Here is a 17191-nt window from a genome sequence, read left to right on the forward strand (position 1 = left end):
TTTGACCGCGCGGTGGTCTATCCACCCGGTCAAACTTGGCATGTGAAAGGCTGCCCCATGAGCTTTGAAACTCCCGGACCGGTCGAGGCCCAGCTGCGCGCGGCAATCAGCCCGATCAAAGAGATCATCGACGAGGCGCGCAAAGGCCGGATGTATATCCTGGTTGATCACGAAGATCGCGAGAATGAGGGCGATCTGGTGATTGCCGCCGAGTTCGCTGATGCTGAGGCAATTAATTTCATGGCCACCCATGGTCGTGGCCTGATCTGCCTGCCGATGACGGCGGAACGGATTGACACGTTGGGTCTGCCGATGATGGCGGTGAACAACTCGTCACGTCATGAGACCGCGTTCACCGTGTCGATTGAAGCGCGCGAGGGAGTGTCGACTGGCATTTCCGCTGGTGACCGGGCGCTGACCGTGGCGACTGCGATCAACGAGCAAAACACGATGGTCCATATCGCCACGCCGGGTCACGTCTTCCCCTTGCGGGCCAAGCGGGGCGGGGTGCTGGTGCGCGCGGGCCATACCGAGGCCGCCGTTGATATCTCACGCCTGGCCGGGTTGAACCCTTCGGGCGTGATCTGCGAGATCATGAACCCTGACGGAACCATGGCGCGGCTGCCTGACCTGGTCGAATTCGCCAAGGAACACGGGTTGAAGATCGGCACGATTAGCGACTTGATCGCCTACCGGTCGCGCAATGACAATCTGGTGGTTGAGACATCTCGGGATACCGTCACATCCGAATATGGCGGCGATTGGGAAATGCGGATTTTCACCGATCAGACTCATGGCATCGAACATGTCGTGATGGTCAAGGGTGACATCACCACACCCGAGCCGGTTTTGACCCGGACCCATGCGCTGCACGAGGCGCCCGACATTCTGGGTCTTGGCCCGAAATCCTCACGTGAGCTGCCGCGCGCGATGGAAAAGATTGCGGATGAAGGGCGCGGTGTGGTCTGTCTGTTCCGCCAACCGCGCAACTCGCTCTATGCGGCTGAAGATGAGGGCCCACGCACCATCAAACAAACCGGTCTGGGGGCGCAGATCCTGTCCAAGATGGGGATCCAGGAACTTGTGCTGCTGACCGACTCGCCGGAAACCGTTTATCTCGGGCTCGACGCTTTTGGCCTGTCCATTGTCGGGACCCGTTCAATCCTCAGGGAGGACTGATTGTGGCTGAACAAGACAAACACGGCGTGTTGCCGACACCGAGTTTCGACAAACCCGTCAAGCTGTTGATCGTTGTGGCCCCGTTCTATCGCGCCATCGCTGACAATTTGGTGGCTGGCGCAAAGGCCGAGATCGAAGGGGCAGGCGGCACCTGTGATGTGGTCGAAGTGCCCGGCGCCTTGGAAATCCCGACGGCTATCGCCATGGCGGACCGTCAGTGCAATTTTGACGGCTATGTCGCGCTGGGCTGTGTCATTCGCGGAGAGACCACGCATTACGAAACCGTCTGCAACGACTCCAGCCGTGCCATCCAACTGATGGGTCTGCAGGGGCTGTGCATCGGCAACGGTATCCTGACAGTCGAGAATGACGATCAGGCCGAAGTGCGCGCCAATCCGGAAAAAATGAATAAAGGGGGCGGGGCTGCCGCTGCGGCCTTGCATCTGATCGCGCTCAGCCGTAAGTGGGGCTCTTCCAAAAAGGGCGTCGGGTTCAAGCCGCCGTCCGAGTCCATCCTTGTGGCGGGCGACAGCAACGGACCCACAACAGCATGACCAAGACAGACGCGCCAAAACCGGCCAACCAGAAACGCCTGATGAAATCCGCCGCTCGGCTCTATGCCGTGCAGGCGCTGTTCCAGATGGAGCAATCGGGTCAGACAACCGATCAGGTTGTGACCGAGTTTCTGGATCACCGCTTTGGCGCCGTCTATGAGGGCGAGGAAATGCTGGACGGCGATATTCGCCTGTTCCGCAAGCTGGTAGAAGATGCGGTCAATTATCAGGCGCCGATCGATCAGATGACCGATCGCGCTTTGGTTGCCAAATGGCCGATTGCCCGGATCGACCCGACCCTGCGCGCGGCCTTCCGGGCCGCCGGAGCAGAGCTGACACAGAACGACACACCGCCCAAGGTGGTCATCACTGAATTCGTCGATGTGGCGCGGGCCTTCTTCCCCGAAGGTAAAGAGACCAAATTTGTCAACGCAGTGCTGGATCACATGGCGCACGAGGCCAAGCCCGAGGCGTTCTGACGCGTTTACACGGATCAGATATGCGTTAAACTGAATGTTATAGCGCAATGAGGTCCGCCATGCCCAAACTGATCCGTTTGTATATCACGCAAGTGGCCTGGGGCTTTGCCATCTCGGCAATTTTTGTCGGGGTGCTTCTGGCCCTGAACGTCGCCAACCTGCGTCATCTGATTACTGGTTCTGATATCGGCCTGGTTGCTCTGGCGATGATCTGGTTCATGAACGGGATCGTCTTTGCCGGTGTACAGTTTGCCTATGCCATTATGAGCATGGCAGAAAAACCCGGCGGTCCGCGCGGTGGAACGCCGGTTTCTGTCAGGCTAAAGCCTGCCCTGATCAAACAAGAGGCACGTACAGGGCGTTAAGACACGTGACACGCCGGTTGAGGTGGACGCAGAGCTTGCCCGCCGTAATTGGTAGGTCAGGGCGTCAGTTTTAGTCTGACTGCGTTGTGTCTTTTCTCTGACAGGGTTCGGGTCATTCGGCAGACAAGGCGACACCCTCCACGGTAACCCTGTGCATCAATCGTCGAAATCCATGATAGTCATTGACCGCTTTGTGCCATGTGGCCCGATTGTCCCAGATGGTCATGTCGCCTGTTTGCCAACGAATGCGGCATTGGAACTCGGGTTGCTGGCAATGGTCATATAGCATTGCAAGGATGGCTGCTGATTCATCGGCGCTCAGGCCTTCGATTTGGGTTGTGAACACTGGATTCACATAAATACCGCGCCGCCCGCTGAGGGGGTGTTTTATGATCACAGGATGTCGCGCGTCTTGGGTGGCTGCCTGTGCATTGCTTAGCCGACCACTTTGCGCCGCTTCACTGTCCTGTGAGCTTGTTCCAAAAACGTGCCGAGACGAATGAACCGCCCAGAGCCCATCCAGAAAGCTCCGCATGGTAGGTGACAGCGCCTCATAAGCTGCACCCATCGAGACGAACAGTGTGTCGCCTCCAAAGGGCGGGGTTTCCAAAGCATGCAGGATAGACCCCATCGCCGGGATTTGGTCGTAGGAATGATCGGTATGCCAGCCCTCTCCGATGGCCTCTTTCTGATCCTTTTCCTTCAGCACCATAGCGATTTCTGGATGCCCATCGACCGGTCTGAAGAAGCGGTTGATGTTGATCGCGCCAAAGCGTTGGGCAAACGCCAGATGCTCATCCGGGCCGACATCCTGCGCTCTGAGTACGATGACAGAGTGCTGAGCAAAGGCCGTATGAATGGCGTCGAACTGGCTGCCGTCTCGGATATCGGCGCCGATGATCTCTGCGCCCACACCGCCGGTAAGTGGTCTGATGTCCATCTGCTTTCTCCCTGAATTTCAAACGCAGGGTAGCGCATTGCTAAAGGTCGAAAAAACTGATTTAAAATTTGTAAAAAGAAGATTTTATTGATGATACGTTTCACTTTGCGCCAGTTGTCGTTCTTCGCCGAGACGGCGCGATGTGGCGGTATCGCGCAGGCAGCCAGGAACCTGAATGTTTCGGCCGCCGCTATTTCATCGGCAATCGACAAACTCGAAGATGTCACTGGTTTGACGTTGTTTGATCGCTTTCCTGCACGCGGGATGAGGTTGACCCGCGTTGGCGCAGCCTTTTTGACGGATTCCGACGCGTTGCTGATGCAAGCAGGCGCGCTCGGCAATCGGGCCGCTGTGATGGCTGAGGGTAAAACAGGTTCTATTGTTATCGGGACGCATTATGCGATTGCGCAGAAGATCATTCTACCAGCTGTTCTGGCTTTTCGCCAAAGCCATCCCGGTATCCGCATCGAGGTTGTTGAGGATGATTTCCCGAACCTCGTTGCTGCGCTGGATGCCGGCGAGTTGGACGCGCTTGTGGTGTTTGATCAAGGGTTTGAACCCCGACGTCATCACGTTGAAGTACTTAAAGAACTGGCGCCTCTGGTTTTACTTCCGGCCTCGCACCCATTTGTGCATGCCGACAGCGTACAGCTTGAGCAGCTGACAGGCATGCCCTACATTGCAGTGTCGCGTTCCGGTCCGGGTCCAAGCTATCTTGACCTGTTGCAGGCCGCTGGGCTTGATCCAGAAGTGCCACTGATCTCGCAATCACGAGAGTTGGTGCATGCCTATGTTGGCAAAGGGCTTGGGTTCACGCTGGTTGGTTTTCCGCCAGAGGCGAGACGAACGATAGAAGGCGATGCGGTCGTCGCGCGTCCGCTGGCACAGGATATCGGGTATTTCAATGTTGTGATTGTGCAGCCCCGTGCCATTCGGCAACCCGAACCCGTAAAAGCATTTCTTGATGCCTGTCTGATCCAGGTTTGATTAGCGCGATCTGGCCCGCAGGTCAGAACCCAGAGCTCGTAAATCCGGCTATTTCCTGCCGGAGTTTGGATCGAGTGTGGCGGGACCACCAGTCAACCGTGCGGTTTGATTCCCGAGGACCTGTATGTACAGGTGGGCGCCAGGTAATCAGGCCAGGACCTGAACAGAGCCAGCCCCCTCGGAATTGCTTAAGGCCACCAGAATGCTACCAGTCACAAGAAGGGCAGAACCCGCCACGGGCCTAAGTAGGGCGTCCGGCGGGTTCGTACAAGGGGTCAGGCGTCAACAGTTTCGTGCAAGGACGCGCGCATCTTGCCAAAATGCTCGTCCCAGCCATTGTCCAGCGCCAGGATCAGGCCAAAGGCATCGGCACCTTGCGGCAGACCTTCGTGCAGCAGGTCCAGGCGTGTACCGCCCGCAACCGGTTCCAGCGTCCATTTCACGATGCTTACCGCGTCGCCCATCGGCTTAACCGTGAACGAGTATTCCAGATAAGACGGAGGGCGCGCCTCGCGGACCTCTCCCCAGATCAGCAGGTCGCCACTGGTTGTTCCGAACATCTCAAGCTTTTGGCCCTGCGCCAGGGGGCGTTCGGGTTTGTGAAACCATTCCGCCAGCCTCTCGGGTTTGGTCAGATAGGCCCAGACAGTCTCGGGCTCGGCCCTCAGGAAGATGGATTTCCTTAGAACGGCATCAGTCATTTTGATTTCCTTTCAACAGCTTCTTTAAGAGAGTTAAGGCGTTCATCCCAGAATTGATCAAAGTAGCTGAGCCAATCCAGAACAGGGGCCATGCCTTTTGGTTCAAGTCGGTTTATGCGTTCCCGGCCACGGGCTTCGACGGCAATCAGGCCGCCATCCGACAGCACGGTCAGGTGTTTCTTGACCGCCGCGCGGGTCATGTCGAAGCGATCAGTCAACTGAGCGATCGTCATGTCCTGCAGTGCTAACATCTGCACAATGTCCCTGCGGGTCGGGTCAGCCAGAGCGCGGAACGCGTTTTGAGTTTGGTTTTCCATATGCAACCTAAAGAGATACCATTTGGTTTCACATTAATGCAATACCAAATGGTACTAAGTCAAGCCGTATGGGCTCACTTTACATTTGTTCACTAATTGTTCACATTTGGGATATGACATTGGACCTGCAACCCGGACAAAGACTTGCACGTGGCGTCGCCCGTCACCTGACGGCGCATGGCTTTGTATCCGTTGAGGAATTCGTGCCTATACGCGGACTGCGGGTTGATGTGATGGGGCTGGGTCCTAAGGGTGAGCTTTGGGTGATCGAATGTAAATCAAGCCGCGCTGATTTCCAGTCGGATTCCAAATGGCAGGGCTATTTGGAGTGGTGTGATCGATTCTTCTGGGCAGTGGATACGGAGTTTCCGACCGAGCTGTTGCCTGCCGAGACCGGGTTGATCATTGCCGATGCTTATGACGCCGAGATCGTGCGTATGGCACCAGAGGACAAGATAGCTCCGGCCCGGCGGAAGAAGATGATCCAGAAATTTGCCACAGACGCGGCCCGTCGCTTGCAGTCTCTGAGAGATCCCAGAATTTGATAGGTCAGCCTTTTACTGCCCGTGCGGCATGCGCGGCGGCGCGGAGCTCGTCGGCAATCTCTTCGGCTTCTTCTGGATCGAAATCCATTGGAATCTCAAGGTTTTCTGCTTCGATGAATAGGCGCACCATCCCCTGATCTGTTGGTCCGATCTGCAAATTCGCCTGAATGTCACTTTCGGTATTGATGCTCATGTGTGCCTCCGGGGATGAGAGTTCGTGCTAGCGCGCAAAGGCTTGAGAATCAAGTTACCTTTGCGTTCAAATAGGGGATGCACTCTATTCAGATCAGACCCTTTGAAGCTTTGGACGCGCCGTGGTTGGTGGCTGTGCATGATCTTTTGTATTCACGAGACGAGCGTTTTGACGACTCTTTTGCCGTGTTGGTGAAAGAAATCCTCGACGATTTCATCTCGGACCATGATGCCAAGCGCGAGCGTGGCTGGATAGCCGAATGTGACGGTAAACCTTTGGGCAGTATTTTCTGCGTTGCCCTGAGTGAAACGACCGCAAAACTGCGGTTGTTCTTACTGTTGCCCGAAGCGCGCGGGATGGGTCTGGGAAAGCGGATGCTGGAGAGCTGCATGGGCTTTGCTCGCGGCGCCGGTTACACTGAAATGAGGCTGTGGACGCATGAAAGCCACAAGGCTGCCTGTGCGCTTTATGGGTCCACTGGGTGGCAGTTGATGGATAGCAAACCGGTCCATTCCTTCGGGGTTGATCTGGTCGAACAAAGCTGGAAAATTCAGCTTTAATCCTCTTGCATTCCGTGAACGCGTTCGGTACATCGCCCTTCACAAGTGCCGCCTTAGCTCAGTTGGTTAGAGCGCTGGATTGTGGATCCAGAGGTCCCCTGTTCAAGCCAGGGAGGCGGTACCATCTCCCCGATTGCCGGAAAATTCCCAAGCTAGTTCCGCCCCTAGGCTGTCGCGCAAATCGAAGGGCTGCCTTTACTCAAAACGGTACCGACTTTTATTTGAGAAATTGTCTTTTCCGGGGATTGCAGCGGCTGCAACCCCGGTTGGGTCTTAGCGTGCCAGATTCAGGCGAAAGCGCATTTTTGTTTTTCGTTCCGCAGGTAAATGACGGTTCAGATGCTTGTTCACCAGGCCGAACCCCCCAACGATCACAAGCGTCAGTAAGATGAAATAGAAGGCAAGGATTGGATAGGCGACAAAGGGGTTGAACGTCTTGTCCGCGAAATAGCTTGCGTAATACAGCGCATCGCCTCGTTGCTGCCAGGCGGGGAAGGCCGAGAAGAACACCAGCGTGGTGGCATGGAACAGAAAGATCGCCTCATTCGTGTAGGCGGGCCAGGCAAGCCGCAGCATGGTGGGCCAGACGATCCGCCGGAAGCGAGACCAGCCGGACATGCCATAAGCATCTGCAGCCTCGGTATCGCCCTTGGGAATGGATCGGAGCGCGCCAAAGAAAATTTCGGCTGAATAGGCGGCAGTGTTCAGAAACAGAACGATCAGCGCCCCAATCCAGGCCGACGTCAGAGAATCGAACATCGGATAGGATTTCTTCAGCGACAGGAAGAAGAAATAGGCAAAGAAAAACTGAATGAACAGCGGCGAACCACGAAAGATGAAAATGAACCATTCCGAAGGTTTGCGCAGCCAGAAACTGGGTGAAGCTTTGCCAAGCGCCAGTGCTGTGGCAAGGAAAAACCCGGTCGCAAGCGCCATGACTCCGAAATAGATATTCCAGATCATACCAGACCCAATCAGGGTAAAGTGCTCACATAAGGTAAAGTCGGATTTTGGCAGCAGACGCTCGCCATATCCAAGAGATCGCAGGCCGTAGTCCTGAATGGTCTGCAAGCAGCTCATGCGGTGGTCTCCTTGCGCAGCAATTCTCCGGCGGCGGTGGCCTGTCCGTGCGAGAGCCGGCGCATCAGGCGTTCAAGCCCGATCTCGGACATACGGGTGAAGCCAAGGTAGAAAACCAGCAGGAACAGGAAATACCACATGCGCCAGTCACCGTGTGGGTATTGCGTAAACTTCGGAGTCTTGGTGCTGCCCAGTTCGCGGGCCCAGTACACGATATCTTCGATGCCCAGAAGGAACAGCAACGGCGTGGCCTTGATCAGAACCATCCAGAGATTGCTGAGACCGGGCAGGGCATAAACCCACATCTGAGGCACAAGGATTTTCCAGAATGTCTGGCGACGGGACATCCCATAGGCTTCGGCGGTTTCCAGCTGTGTATAGGGTACGGCCCGCATGCCGCCGAACAGAACATTGGCGGCGAAAGCACCGAAAACAATAGAGAAAGTGATGACAGCCAGAAAGAACCCATAGGTTTCGTGCACCCATTCCGGCGAGGTGCCCAGTGGCAGTTTGGCAGATTGGCAGACGATAAAGTCGTTGCCCTGTCGGATCGAATCCGTCCAGTCCGGGCAGAGAATTTGATGCCGCGTCCATTCGAATGCCTGATCCAAAGCAATCACGAAGAACATGAAAAAGGCGATATCCGGCACGCCGCGCACGATGGCGATATAACCCTTACCCAGCCAACTGACCGGCAGAACGTGCGAACGGGCAGCCATGGCCCCGACGAACCCGAAACCCAGCGCTACGGGCGCCGTCACGGCAAGTAGGGCCAGTACCTTGAGGAAGGACAGGTAAAAGGACCAATGCACACCATTGGTCAGATAGCACGAGAACCAACGGAAGGTTCCCAGCGTGTCGGGATCAGTGCAGAACGAAAAAATGGCGGGCCTCTTCAGGTGGTAAAGGCGCTGGGGCGGCGCGCCCGTAGACTGGGGCACGCCGCCGGATCAGAATTAGAAGGTCGAAGACACTTCCCATTTGGTGATCAGCTCGTTCAGGCTGCCGTCATCCTTCATGGATTGGATGGCTGCGTTGAGCTTTTCTTTCAGCTCACCGTCGGATTCACGGACGCCAATGCCGACGCCACCACCCAGCGGAACCTCATCGGCCACAAAGCGCAGATCTGCGTCTTCGTCGACGATCGGGGCAAGGAAGGATTTGTCGGCCAGAACCGCATCGGCCTCACCGTTGCGTACGGCAGCGATGGTTTCCTCGGGGCTGGCGAACTCGACCAGGGTCGCGCCGGATTCGGCGATATAGCCAGCCTGAATGGTGCCGGTCTGTGCGGCGACCACACCACCTGCAACATCGGCGTCATCCGACATTGCTACATAGGCGGAGGGATCCGGTGGTGTGTAGTTCTGGGTAAAGTCGATGACCTCGTCACGCTCGTCGGTGATCGACATTCCAGCGATGATCACGTCGTAGTTGCCCGAGACCAGGTTCGGAATGATCGAATCCCAGTCGTTCTTGACCCACTCGCAGGTCAGGTCTGCGCGTTTGCACAGCTCGTCGCCCAGCTCGCGCTCAAAGCCGTCGATCTCACCTGCGTCATTGACGAAGTTCCAAGGTGCATAGGCGCCCTCGGTCCCCATCCGGATGGTGTCTGCCATGGCCATGCCCGCGCTCAGCGCAAGGGCCGCAGTGGTCAGGATCAGTTTTTTCATTGGATACTCCCCAGTTTTGGTTCTGATCTGAAGTTATGCCGCCTGAGTGGCGGAAAGAAAGCCCTGAAGCCGTGGAGATTCAGGGGTAGTAAAGAGATCTTCAGGCAGGCCTTCTTCTTCGATGAGGCCCTGGTGAAGGAAAACGACATGGCTAGAGATATCAGCGGCCATTTTCATGTCGTGGGTCACAATGATCATGGTGCGGCCTTCTGCCGCCAGGTCTTTGATCACCTTGATCACTTCTTGTTCCAATTCGGGGTCCAGCGCCGACGTGGGCTCGTCAAACAAAAGCGCCTCGGGCTCCATGCACAGCCCCCGCGCGATCGCGGCACGCTGTTGCTGGCCACCAGACAACTGTGCGGGGTAGGCGTCGCACTTGTCGCCAATACCAACTTTTTCAAGGTATCTGCGTGCGCTGTCTTCAACTTCTTTTTTGTCACGGCCCAATACCGTTACAGGTGCTTCCATCACGTTCTGCAGGATGGTCAAATGAGCCCACAGGTTGAACTGTTGGAAAACCATCGACAGGTTTGTGCGAATGCGCAGAACCTGTTTCGCATCTGCAGGCCGGCGCGTGTGGCTGTTACCGGACCAACGAACAGGTTCACCCTTGAAAAGGATTTCGCCCTGCTGGCTGTCTTCCAACAGGTTGCAGCACCGCAATAAAGTGGATTTCCCAGACCCCGAGGACCCAATCAAAGATACGACATCGCCCCGTCTGGCAGTGATATCCACGCCCTTCAGCACTTCCAGATTGCCGAAACTCTTGTGTAGGTTCTTGATCTCAATGACGGGAGTTGAATCTGTCACGGTTGGTCCAAGTGTTATTGGTGTTGGTGCGGTACTAGGGCTTAAAAATCAGATCAATGCAATGCGCAAATGACAGAGTAAGCGGGTGATTCCGTCAATTTGACGAAGCGTTCTGGTCAATTTGATCATGAATTATCCATCGCAGTTTACAATTTCGACGGATTTGGGACGCGCAGATAATCTTTGGCAGGAATAGAGATCAGGTCATGCAGGTGCAGAAGGTTCCGATCTTGCGGTGATATGGTTTGAATCGCGTTGCGAACAGCGCGTGCGATCTGAGCGGCATCCTGATCCTTCGCTGTGATATAAGGTAGCGCGGGGGTTGGGGTTGTTTCGGCGACCTCACGCAGAGCTTCTGGAAGGTCGGAATGGACCTTCAGAATCTCCCATGTCAGCGCATCCAGCGCGGCATAATCGGCACGGCCCTCGGAAATGGCTTGAGCAGACAGCGCATGACCACCGGCTTGCAGAACCGACGATGGTGTTCGGTGGTATCGTTCAAGGTGAACCATTGGGGCGGCCCATCCGGATTGCGACAGCGGTTCATTATAGGCAAAAACACCATCGGCCAATTCATCAAGGTCGCGGGGGTCGTGGCGGCGGGCTACAAAAACCGACCGGTAATGGCCAGGTGGGCAGCCAGGCAACGCGTAGTCCGGCGTTCCAACCAACTGCACCTTGCCATGCAGCCGGGTGCGATAGGGCATGCCGCAGGTCTGGGCAAAAACCAGATCCGGGTCCAACCAGACATCCCAGACATCCCGGTCTCGGTTTAGGTTTGCGGGGCCATAGCCAAGGTAATCCCGAATCGATGCCCAAAACCGATCATTCGCAGGGCGCAGCGCAGGCATGTCGTACATGCCCAGCATGGCTATCAAGATTTGGCAGCCTTTTGACGGGCCATTGCAGAGTCGACATCACTGATACCCAGCAGGCTGACGACCAGTCGCAGTAAGGAATCCTCTTCACCCGTGCGGTGCCCATCCGCCAGAGCGACCGACCACAAGGCCTGAACGACTGCCAGGCGGTCGTCATAGGCAACGGCCTCTTTGATTGCGCGAGTGAACCGTACGGTGTCCGGTGCTTCGGCCTCGAGATCTTCGGCGCGGGCGCGCAGGCCGGCGGCTTCGAACGGGGATAGGTCATAGCGTTCAACCGAAATCCGGTCGATTCGCGCCATTTCACTGTCGGCATAGTCGTTGTCAGATCGGGCAACGCGCACCAGCAGGGCCGTCAAGGCCAGTCGAGCATCGTCATCGGTGAAAGGGGCGGGCTGAGGCTGGGTCAGTCGAGACAGAAAATCACTAAACATGAGACAGGTATAGAGAGGCCTTACGCCTCTTCCAAGCGTCTTTGCACACGCTTTCTGGCGGTCTTGCTGTCGTTAAAGCTCAGACCCATGGCGATGCGGGCTTCTTCGACGATTTTCATCTCGCCCTCATCTGTATTCCCGTCGGCCAGAACCACCTCCCAGAGGGCATCCAAAGCGGCCAAGCGCTCGTGCAGGTCCGTGGTTTCCCGGATCAGCTTACCGAACGTGTCCGTTTCCGGTGCGGCTGCGTGCAGTTTCTCGCAGGTGGCGCGGACCTTTGCGGCTTCGATCGCGTTATGTTGATAAAGTCGGGCGAGGATACGGTCGATCAGGCTGATCTCTTCCAGCTTATAATCCCTGTCCGCTTGTGCAACGCGCACCATAAGCGCCCCGAGTGCAAGTTCAGCGTCTGGGTCGGGCAGATTGTCGTGTTGTGGCGGGCGGAAAGCCTGAAAGAGTTTTTTCAACATGGTCAGAGATTATTCCATATTTGATAACCCGCCAAGCACGGACTATCGCGCAAGGCTCAGAATGATCAAAAGACCGCCTGCTACAGCCGGATAGCGCGCTGGGTCAGAGTACCTTTCGCGCTTCGTCTTGCAGCCAGGCCAGCATTTTCCGATAGGGTACAGGGCCATAGCTTATACGCGCGACTCCCAGCCCAGCCAAAGTGGCGGTGTCCGGTGTGCCGGGTAATGCTATGATATTTAGCGGCAGGTCGATTGACTCTACCAACCGGGCAATCATGGCCTGATCCCGTAGGCCGGGGGCGAAGAATCCGCTGGCCCCTGCATCTGAATAGGCTTGTGCTCGGACCATTGCCTCTTCCAGCATCGCATCATCATGGGTTTCGGGCTGCGCCTTCAGGAAAATGTCGGTTCGCGCGTTGATAAACGCAGGAACGCCCGCCGCATCGCAACCTTCACGCATCGCGCTGACACGGGCGGCCTGAGTTTCAATATCGTACAACTCATTTGATCCGATGATCTGGTCTTCGAAGTTGAAGCCGACAACGCCGGATTCAAGGGCCAGCCTGACATTGGCAGAGGTACCCTGAGCATCAGCCGCATACGCACCTTCGAAATCCAGAGTAACCGGAAGATCAACGGATTCGACAATCCGGCGAGCATTGTCCAGCGCGGCCTGCATCGGGATGTTTTGGCCGTCGCTGAACCCTTGTGCCATCGCAACAGGAGCGCTTCCAGTGGCAATGGCTTGGGCGCCAGCGTCGCGCACGGCACCGGCACTGCCAGCATCCCAGATATTGTACAGGATAACCGGTTCGCCCTTTTTGTGCAGGGCCGCGAATGTCAGTGCATTGGTGATCTGATCGGTCATGGACGGTCTCCTATCTCTGAGTTGCGGACAGTTAACCGTGCAAAGGGTCAGCGCGTACAGTCTTTTCGCGCTGACCGATACAATCTGCTTTCGTGCCTGGTGTCAGACCAGACGCGAGGTGTCCTTGGCAGCGCGCACAAAGTCGCGGAACAAAGGATGCGGGTCGAACGGCTTTGATTTCAGCTCGGGGTGGTACTGGACCCCAATGAACCACGGATGATCCGACCACTCGACGATTTCTGGCAACCGGCCGTCGGGGGACATGCCTGAGAAATTGAGACCAGCTTTTTCCAGCTTGTCGCGGTATTTGATGTCCACTTCATAGCGGTGGCGGTGGCGCTCCTCGATGGCGGTACCGCCATAGACTTCGGCCACTTTTGACCCTTCGGCCAGAACCGCGTCATAGGCGCCCAGGCGCATGGTGCCGCCCTTGTCATCACCGACTTTGCGTTCGACCTTGTGATTGCCCTGCACCCATTCTTTCAGGTGATAGACCACCGGTTCAAACCGCTTTTTACCGGATTCATGGTCGAATTCCTCGGACCCGGCCTCTTTGATGCCAGCGGCATTTCGCGCGGCCTCAATTACGGCCATCTGCATGCCCAAGCAGATGCCCAGGTAGGGCACTTTATGTTCGCGGGCATATTGCGCAGCCTTGATTTTGCCTTCGGTACCGCGCTCACCGAATCCGCCGGGCACGAGGATCGCGTGGAAGCCTTCCAGATGCGGGGCGGCCTCTTCGGTATCGAATACCTCGGCATCGACCCATTCGACCTTGACGCGGACACGGTTGGCCATCCCGCCATGGGTCAGCGCCTCGGCTATCGACTTATAGGCGTCTTCCAACTGGGTGTACTTACCGACGATGGCGACCTTCACTTCGCCCTCGGCATTGTGGATGCGATCACTGACGTCTTCCCATTTGGTCAGATCGGGCTTGGGGGCAGGGCTGATCTGGAAGGCATCCAGAACCGCCTGATCCAGTCCCTCGCGGTGATAGGCGAGCGGAGCATCGTAGATGGTGCTGAGGTCCTGCGCAGCAATCACGCTATCGGGGCGGACGTTACAGAACAAAGCCAGCTTTTCACGTTCCTTGGTCGGGATCGGGCCTTCGGACCGGCAGACCAGAATGTCAGGGGCCAGACCGATCGAACGCAGTTCTTTTACCGAGTGCTGGGTCGGCTTGGTTTTCAATTCGCCCGAGGCTTTGATGTAGGGCAGCAGGGTCAAGTGCATGAACAGGCATTGGCCGCGTGGTTTGTCCTGGCTGAACTGGCGGATGGCCTCAAAGAAGGGCAGGCCTTCGATATCGCCCACGGTGCCGCCGATCTCGCACAGCATGAAATCGACTTCATCCTCACCAATGGCGATGAAATCCTTGATCTCATTGGTGACGTGCGGGATCACCTGAATGGTTTTGCCCAGGTAATCGCCGCGGCGTTCTTTTTCCAGCACGTTGGAATAAATCCGCCCGGAGCTGACCGAGTCGGTTTTGCGCGCGGCGACGCCGGTAAAACGTTCGTAATGGCCAAGGTCCAGATCGGTTTCTGCCCCGTCATCTGTAACGAACACTTCGCCATGCTCAAAAGGCGACATGGTGCCCGGATCGACATTCAGATAGGGGTCCAGCTTGCGCAGACGCACCGAATACCCTCGGGCCTGCAACAGCGCGCCCAAAGCCGCCGAAGCCAATCCTTTGCCCAAGGATGAAACCACACCACCAGTGATGAAAATAAAACGCGCCATGTTTTTCGGCTGCTCCCCGTGAGACGTCAATATCAGCTGCCCGGCGGTTCAAGAAAAACCGCTGCATCACGGGACTTCACGTATAAAGGATTCGCGCCAATAGCGCAAGAGAACCGCAAGATGCTGTTGCAGTTCTCTTTTCGGTTTCTAGGTTTTGTGTGTCAGTTGGCCTGCGGGATCAAAGGCGCGTTGTCACCCTGTGCCGGAGGCAACAGGTCATCCGCCGACGGAATTGCCGGTGTGCTTTCTTCGGTCGCGGCCGGTGCCTGTGTCCCAATCCGGTCGAGCACAGAGCTGCCCGAGGATTTTTGTGCCGCCAGAATGGTCAGCGTGATCGAAGTGACGATAAAGCACGCGGCTAAAATCCAGGTCACCTTGCCCAATGCTGTTGCAGCCGACCGGCCAGCCATGGCACCGCCTCCGCCGCCACCCATGCCAAGGCCGCCGCCTTCGGACCGCTGCATCAGGACGACGGCGATCAGGCCCAAAGCCAGAAGAAGATGGATAATGAGAACGACGTTTTCCATGGTGGTCCTGTACAGCGTGGCGTGTATCGCGAGGTACTTATGCAAGTTTGGTTCCGGGGGCAAGTCACGAGTTACCATCACGCCAAGTGATCTTCGGGATCACAGCAAAGAGACTGGACAGGCAAGGGGGTGGTAAAGCAGGCTGCGGCCTATGCCACATGACAATCCCGACCATCCGCACGCCTTATTGCCGCCTGAACCCGCACTTCGCGTCAAGGCGCTGGAAACGATTCTGACCCGCAAGGGGCTGATCGACCCGGCGGCTTTGGATGAGATCATCGACACTTACCAAAACAAGATTGGCCCGCAGAACGGTGCCCGGGTTGTTGCCAAAGCCTGGACTGACCCGGCCTTTAAGGCCGCACTGCTTAAGGATGCAACGCCCGAGGTGACAAAGCTTGGTTTTTACGGTCGGCAAGGTGAACATATCGTTGTTGTCGAAAATTCCCCTGATCTCCACAACATGGTCGTTTGCACGCTGTGCAGTTGCTACCCATGGCCTTTGTTGGGGATTCCACCGGGGTGGTATAAATCGGATGCCTATCGTGCGCGGGCCGTGCGTGAGCCGCGTAAAATTTTGTCAGAGTTCGGAGTTTCTCTGGCGGATAAAACAGCCGTGCGGGTTTGGGATTCAACGGCCGAGATACGCTATCTTGTTCTACCCATGCGCCCCGATGGCACCGATGGGATGACCGAAGACGACCTGACCGCGCTTGTGACCCGTGACAGTATGATCGGAACCGGCCTGCCAAAGGTGCCGTCATGACCCGCGTTCACGATATGGGAGGACGGTTCGGCGACGGTCCGGTGATCCCCGAATCCCAAGATGCAGTGATTTTCCCAGAAGAATGGCACGGGCGCGCATTGGCACTGACATTGGCTGCCGGGTTTCTGGGACAATGGAATATCGACATCTCGCGCCATGCACGCGAACGACTGTCGCCCAAAGACTATGCACGATTCTCTTACTACGAAAAATGGGTGTCAGCACTTGCAGATCTGTTGGTAGAGCAGGGGGTCCTGACTTTGGAAGACCTTTTGGGCCAAGGAACGGATGCTTCACATCCTTTGGCTTCCCGCGCGCTGACAGTCGGGGCGGTTGAGGGCGTACTGTCCAAAGGCGGTCCGGCTGATCGACCCTCGAATATCGCGGTGCAGTTTGATCCCGGCCAAAAGGTGCGTACAGTACGACCGGCTGCCAACCGCCTGAAAAACGGTGGTCATACCAGGTTGCCATCTTACGCTTCTGGCGCTTGCGGTCGGATATTACGCCTGCATGGGACGCATGTTTTGCCGGATTCCAATGCTCATGGTCTGGGAGAGGCACCTGAACCATTATATGCGGTTGCATTCCCAGCCTCTGAGCTTTGGGCCGATCCCGAGAACCGAAATGACGAGGTCATATTAGATCTGTGGCAAAGCTATCTGGTGCCCGATGAGTGAGTGTAACGCACAGCCATTACCCGAGCTGGCATTCGCAGAGCCCTGGCATGCACAGGTCTTTGCGGTCACGGTCGCGTTGAATGAAGCGGGACGATTCGAATGGTCGGAATGGGCCGATCGGTTTTCGAAGATGCTAAAAAGCCATGGTCTGAGCAAAGAGCTGAATGGTGGCAACGACTATTTCCATGCCTGGCTGGAAACACTCGAGGCCTTTTTAGCCGAAATGGGTGACGCGAACCCAAGTGATGTCGCTGCAGTCTCGTTGGATTGGGAGAAAGCCTATCTGACGACTCCACATGGTGAACCCGTTCATTTGTCGAATGGCTAGAAAGGGGGCGCTGCCCCCGCCGCGGCAAGCCGCGACTCCCCCGAGGTATTTTGAGCCAGATGAAGCAAGGGATCCTCTCTTCATCTGACTAAAAATACCTCCGCCGGAGGCACCACG

The 17191-nt window shown here is 56.5% G+C and carries 24 protein-coding genes and 1 tRNA gene; 11 read left to right on the plus strand and 14 right to left on the minus strand.

Annotation, left to right across the window (positions count from 1 at the left end):
- Positions 1-57: 57 nt before the first annotated feature.
- From ribB to AC2FH8_RS00150, 4 genes are read left to right on the plus strand one after another with little or no spacing between them, the layout of a single operon-like run.
- On the plus strand, positions 58-1179 hold the full coding sequence (ribB, locus tag AC2FH8_RS00135) for a 3,4-dihydroxy-2-butanone-4-phosphate synthase (protein WP_496687466.1): 1122 nt from the start codon (positions 58-60) through the stop codon (positions 1177-1179).
- A 2-nt stretch (positions 1180-1181) separates the two neighbouring features.
- Positions 1182-1733: a 6,7-dimethyl-8-ribityllumazine synthase gene (locus AC2FH8_RS00140; RefSeq protein ID WP_496687468.1), complete on the plus strand. Its 552-nt coding sequence runs from the start codon at positions 1182-1184 to the stop codon at positions 1731-1733.
- Positions 1730-2212, plus strand: coding sequence for a transcription antitermination factor NusB (gene nusB, locus AC2FH8_RS00145; protein ID WP_142634634.1), 483 nt, complete (start codon positions 1730-1732; stop codon positions 2210-2212). Before AC2FH8_RS00140 ends, nusB begins: the two co-directional genes overlap by 4 nt.
- 59 nt (positions 2213-2271) lie before the next feature.
- Entirely contained in the window at positions 2272-2577 is a 306-nt protein-coding gene (locus AC2FH8_RS00150; protein WP_142634632.1) for a hypothetical protein, read from the plus strand.
- A 112-nt stretch (positions 2578-2689) separates the two neighbouring features.
- On the opposite strand, the gene AC2FH8_RS00155 is transcribed toward AC2FH8_RS00150, so the two are convergent.
- Positions 2690-3517 carry a TauD/TfdA dioxygenase family protein gene (locus AC2FH8_RS00155; protein WP_496678226.1) on the minus strand — a complete coding sequence of 276 codons (828 nt, stop codon included), beginning with the start codon at positions 3515-3517 and terminating at the stop codon, positions 2690-2692.
- Between the two features lie 90 nt (positions 3518-3607).
- Here AC2FH8_RS00155 and AC2FH8_RS00160 point away from each other — a divergent pair, with 90 nt between their 5' ends.
- A complete protein-coding gene (locus AC2FH8_RS00160; protein ID WP_496687471.1) occupies positions 3608-4504 on the plus strand; it encodes a LysR family transcriptional regulator in 897 nt (298 codons plus the stop codon).
- A 275-nt stretch (positions 4505-4779) separates the two neighbouring features.
- Here AC2FH8_RS00160 and AC2FH8_RS00165 read toward each other — a convergent pair whose 3' ends face one another.
- Positions 4780-5205: an SRPBCC family protein gene (locus tag AC2FH8_RS00165; RefSeq protein WP_142634626.1), complete on the minus strand. Its 426-nt coding sequence runs from the start codon at positions 5203-5205 to the stop codon at positions 4780-4782.
- Entirely contained in the window at positions 5202-5522 is a 321-nt protein-coding gene (locus AC2FH8_RS00170; protein ID WP_271946295.1) for an ArsR/SmtB family transcription factor, read from the minus strand. Before AC2FH8_RS00170 ends, AC2FH8_RS00165 begins: the two co-directional genes overlap by 4 nt.
- Positions 5523-5635: 113 nt before the next feature.
- Here AC2FH8_RS00170 and AC2FH8_RS00175 point away from each other — a divergent pair, with 113 nt between their 5' ends.
- A complete protein-coding gene (locus tag AC2FH8_RS00175; protein ID WP_281972321.1) occupies positions 5636-6067 on the plus strand; it encodes an MmcB family DNA repair protein in 432 nt (143 codons plus the stop codon).
- Positions 6068-6071: 4 nt separating this feature from the next.
- Here the strand turns inward: AC2FH8_RS00175 and AC2FH8_RS00180 are convergent, their stop codons facing one another.
- Entirely contained in the window at positions 6072-6260 is a 189-nt protein-coding gene (locus tag AC2FH8_RS00180; protein ID WP_496687475.1) for a DUF6324 family protein, read from the minus strand.
- A gap of 77 nt (positions 6261-6337) precedes the next feature.
- On the opposite strand from AC2FH8_RS00180, the gene AC2FH8_RS00185 reads away from it, so the two are divergent.
- The gene (locus AC2FH8_RS00185) at positions 6338-6820 is read left to right on the plus strand and encodes a GNAT family N-acetyltransferase (RefSeq protein WP_281994811.1); all 483 of its coding nucleotides are present in this window, start codon (positions 6338-6340) and stop codon (positions 6818-6820) included.
- A gap of 47 nt (positions 6821-6867) precedes the next feature.
- A tRNA-His gene (locus AC2FH8_RS00190) sits at positions 6868-6944 on the plus strand.
- Positions 6945-7093: 149 nt separating this feature from the next.
- Here AC2FH8_RS00190 and AC2FH8_RS00195 read toward each other — a convergent pair.
- The 10 genes from AC2FH8_RS00195 to secG all read right to left on the minus strand — a co-directional run bounded on the left by AC2FH8_RS00195 (position 7094) and on the right by secG (position 15303).
- Complete coding sequence (locus AC2FH8_RS00195) at positions 7094-7900, minus strand: ABC transporter permease (protein WP_142634616.1); 807 nt, start codon at positions 7898-7900, stop codon at positions 7094-7096.
- Complete coding sequence (locus tag AC2FH8_RS00200) at positions 7897-8784, minus strand: ABC transporter permease (RefSeq protein WP_142635158.1); 888 nt, start codon at positions 8782-8784, stop codon at positions 7897-7899. Before AC2FH8_RS00200 ends, AC2FH8_RS00195 begins: the two co-directional genes overlap by 4 nt.
- 72 nt (positions 8785-8856) lie before the next feature.
- On the minus strand, positions 8857-9570 hold the full coding sequence (locus AC2FH8_RS00205) for a transporter substrate-binding domain-containing protein (RefSeq protein WP_271946303.1): 714 nt from the start codon (positions 9568-9570) through the stop codon (positions 8857-8859).
- Between the two features lie 33 nt (positions 9571-9603).
- Positions 9604-10380 (minus strand): ABC transporter ATP-binding protein, encoded by a 777-nt coding sequence (locus AC2FH8_RS00210; RefSeq protein WP_271946306.1) that lies wholly within the window; start codon positions 10378-10380, stop codon positions 9604-9606.
- 146 nt (positions 10381-10526) lie between these two features.
- Complete coding sequence (locus AC2FH8_RS00215; protein WP_496678203.1) at positions 10527-11249, minus strand: phosphate/phosphite/phosphonate ABC transporter substrate-binding protein; 723 nt, start codon at positions 11247-11249, stop codon at positions 10527-10529.
- Positions 11250-11254: 5 nt separating this feature from the next.
- Positions 11255-11692: a tellurite resistance TerB family protein gene (locus AC2FH8_RS00220; RefSeq protein ID WP_142634608.1), complete on the minus strand. Its 438-nt coding sequence runs from the start codon at positions 11690-11692 to the stop codon at positions 11255-11257.
- A 20-nt stretch (positions 11693-11712) separates the two neighbouring features.
- On the minus strand, positions 11713-12162 hold the full coding sequence (locus tag AC2FH8_RS00225) for a tellurite resistance TerB family protein (RefSeq protein WP_142634606.1): 450 nt from the start codon (positions 12160-12162) through the stop codon (positions 11713-11715).
- Between the two features lie 103 nt (positions 12163-12265).
- Positions 12266-13030 carry an isocitrate lyase/PEP mutase family protein gene (locus tag AC2FH8_RS00230; protein ID WP_496687478.1) on the minus strand — a complete coding sequence of 255 codons (765 nt, stop codon included), beginning with the start codon at positions 13028-13030 and terminating at the stop codon, positions 12266-12268.
- Between the two features lie 102 nt (positions 13031-13132).
- Positions 13133-14776 carry a CTP synthase gene (pyrG, locus tag AC2FH8_RS00235; RefSeq protein WP_142634602.1) on the minus strand — a complete coding sequence of 548 codons (1644 nt, stop codon included), beginning with the start codon at positions 14774-14776 and terminating at the stop codon, positions 13133-13135.
- A gap of 161 nt (positions 14777-14937) precedes the next feature.
- Positions 14938-15303: a preprotein translocase subunit SecG gene (gene secG, locus AC2FH8_RS00240; RefSeq protein ID WP_142634600.1), complete on the minus strand. Its 366-nt coding sequence runs from the start codon at positions 15301-15303 to the stop codon at positions 14938-14940.
- Positions 15304-15454: 151 nt separating this feature from the next.
- On the opposite strand from secG, the gene nthA reads away from it, so the two are divergent.
- The 3 genes from nthA to AC2FH8_RS00255 are packed head-to-tail and all read left to right on the plus strand — an operon-like array spanning position 15455 to position 17074.
- Entirely contained in the window at positions 15455-16069 is a 615-nt protein-coding gene (nthA, locus tag AC2FH8_RS00245) for a nitrile hydratase subunit alpha (protein WP_271946316.1), read from the plus strand.
- A complete protein-coding gene (gene nthB / locus AC2FH8_RS00250) occupies positions 16066-16746 on the plus strand; it encodes a nitrile hydratase subunit beta (RefSeq protein ID WP_142634596.1) in 681 nt (226 codons plus the stop codon). The genes nthA and nthB overlap by 4 nt, the downstream gene beginning before the upstream one ends.
- The gene (locus tag AC2FH8_RS00255; RefSeq protein WP_496687481.1) at positions 16739-17074 is read left to right on the plus strand and encodes a nitrile hydratase accessory protein; all 336 of its coding nucleotides are present in this window, start codon (positions 16739-16741) and stop codon (positions 17072-17074) included. Before nthB ends, AC2FH8_RS00255 begins: the two co-directional genes overlap by 8 nt.
- Positions 17075-17191 lie beyond the last annotated feature (117 nt).

Source organism: Ruegeria sp. CDSC025, assembly GCF_059610805.1.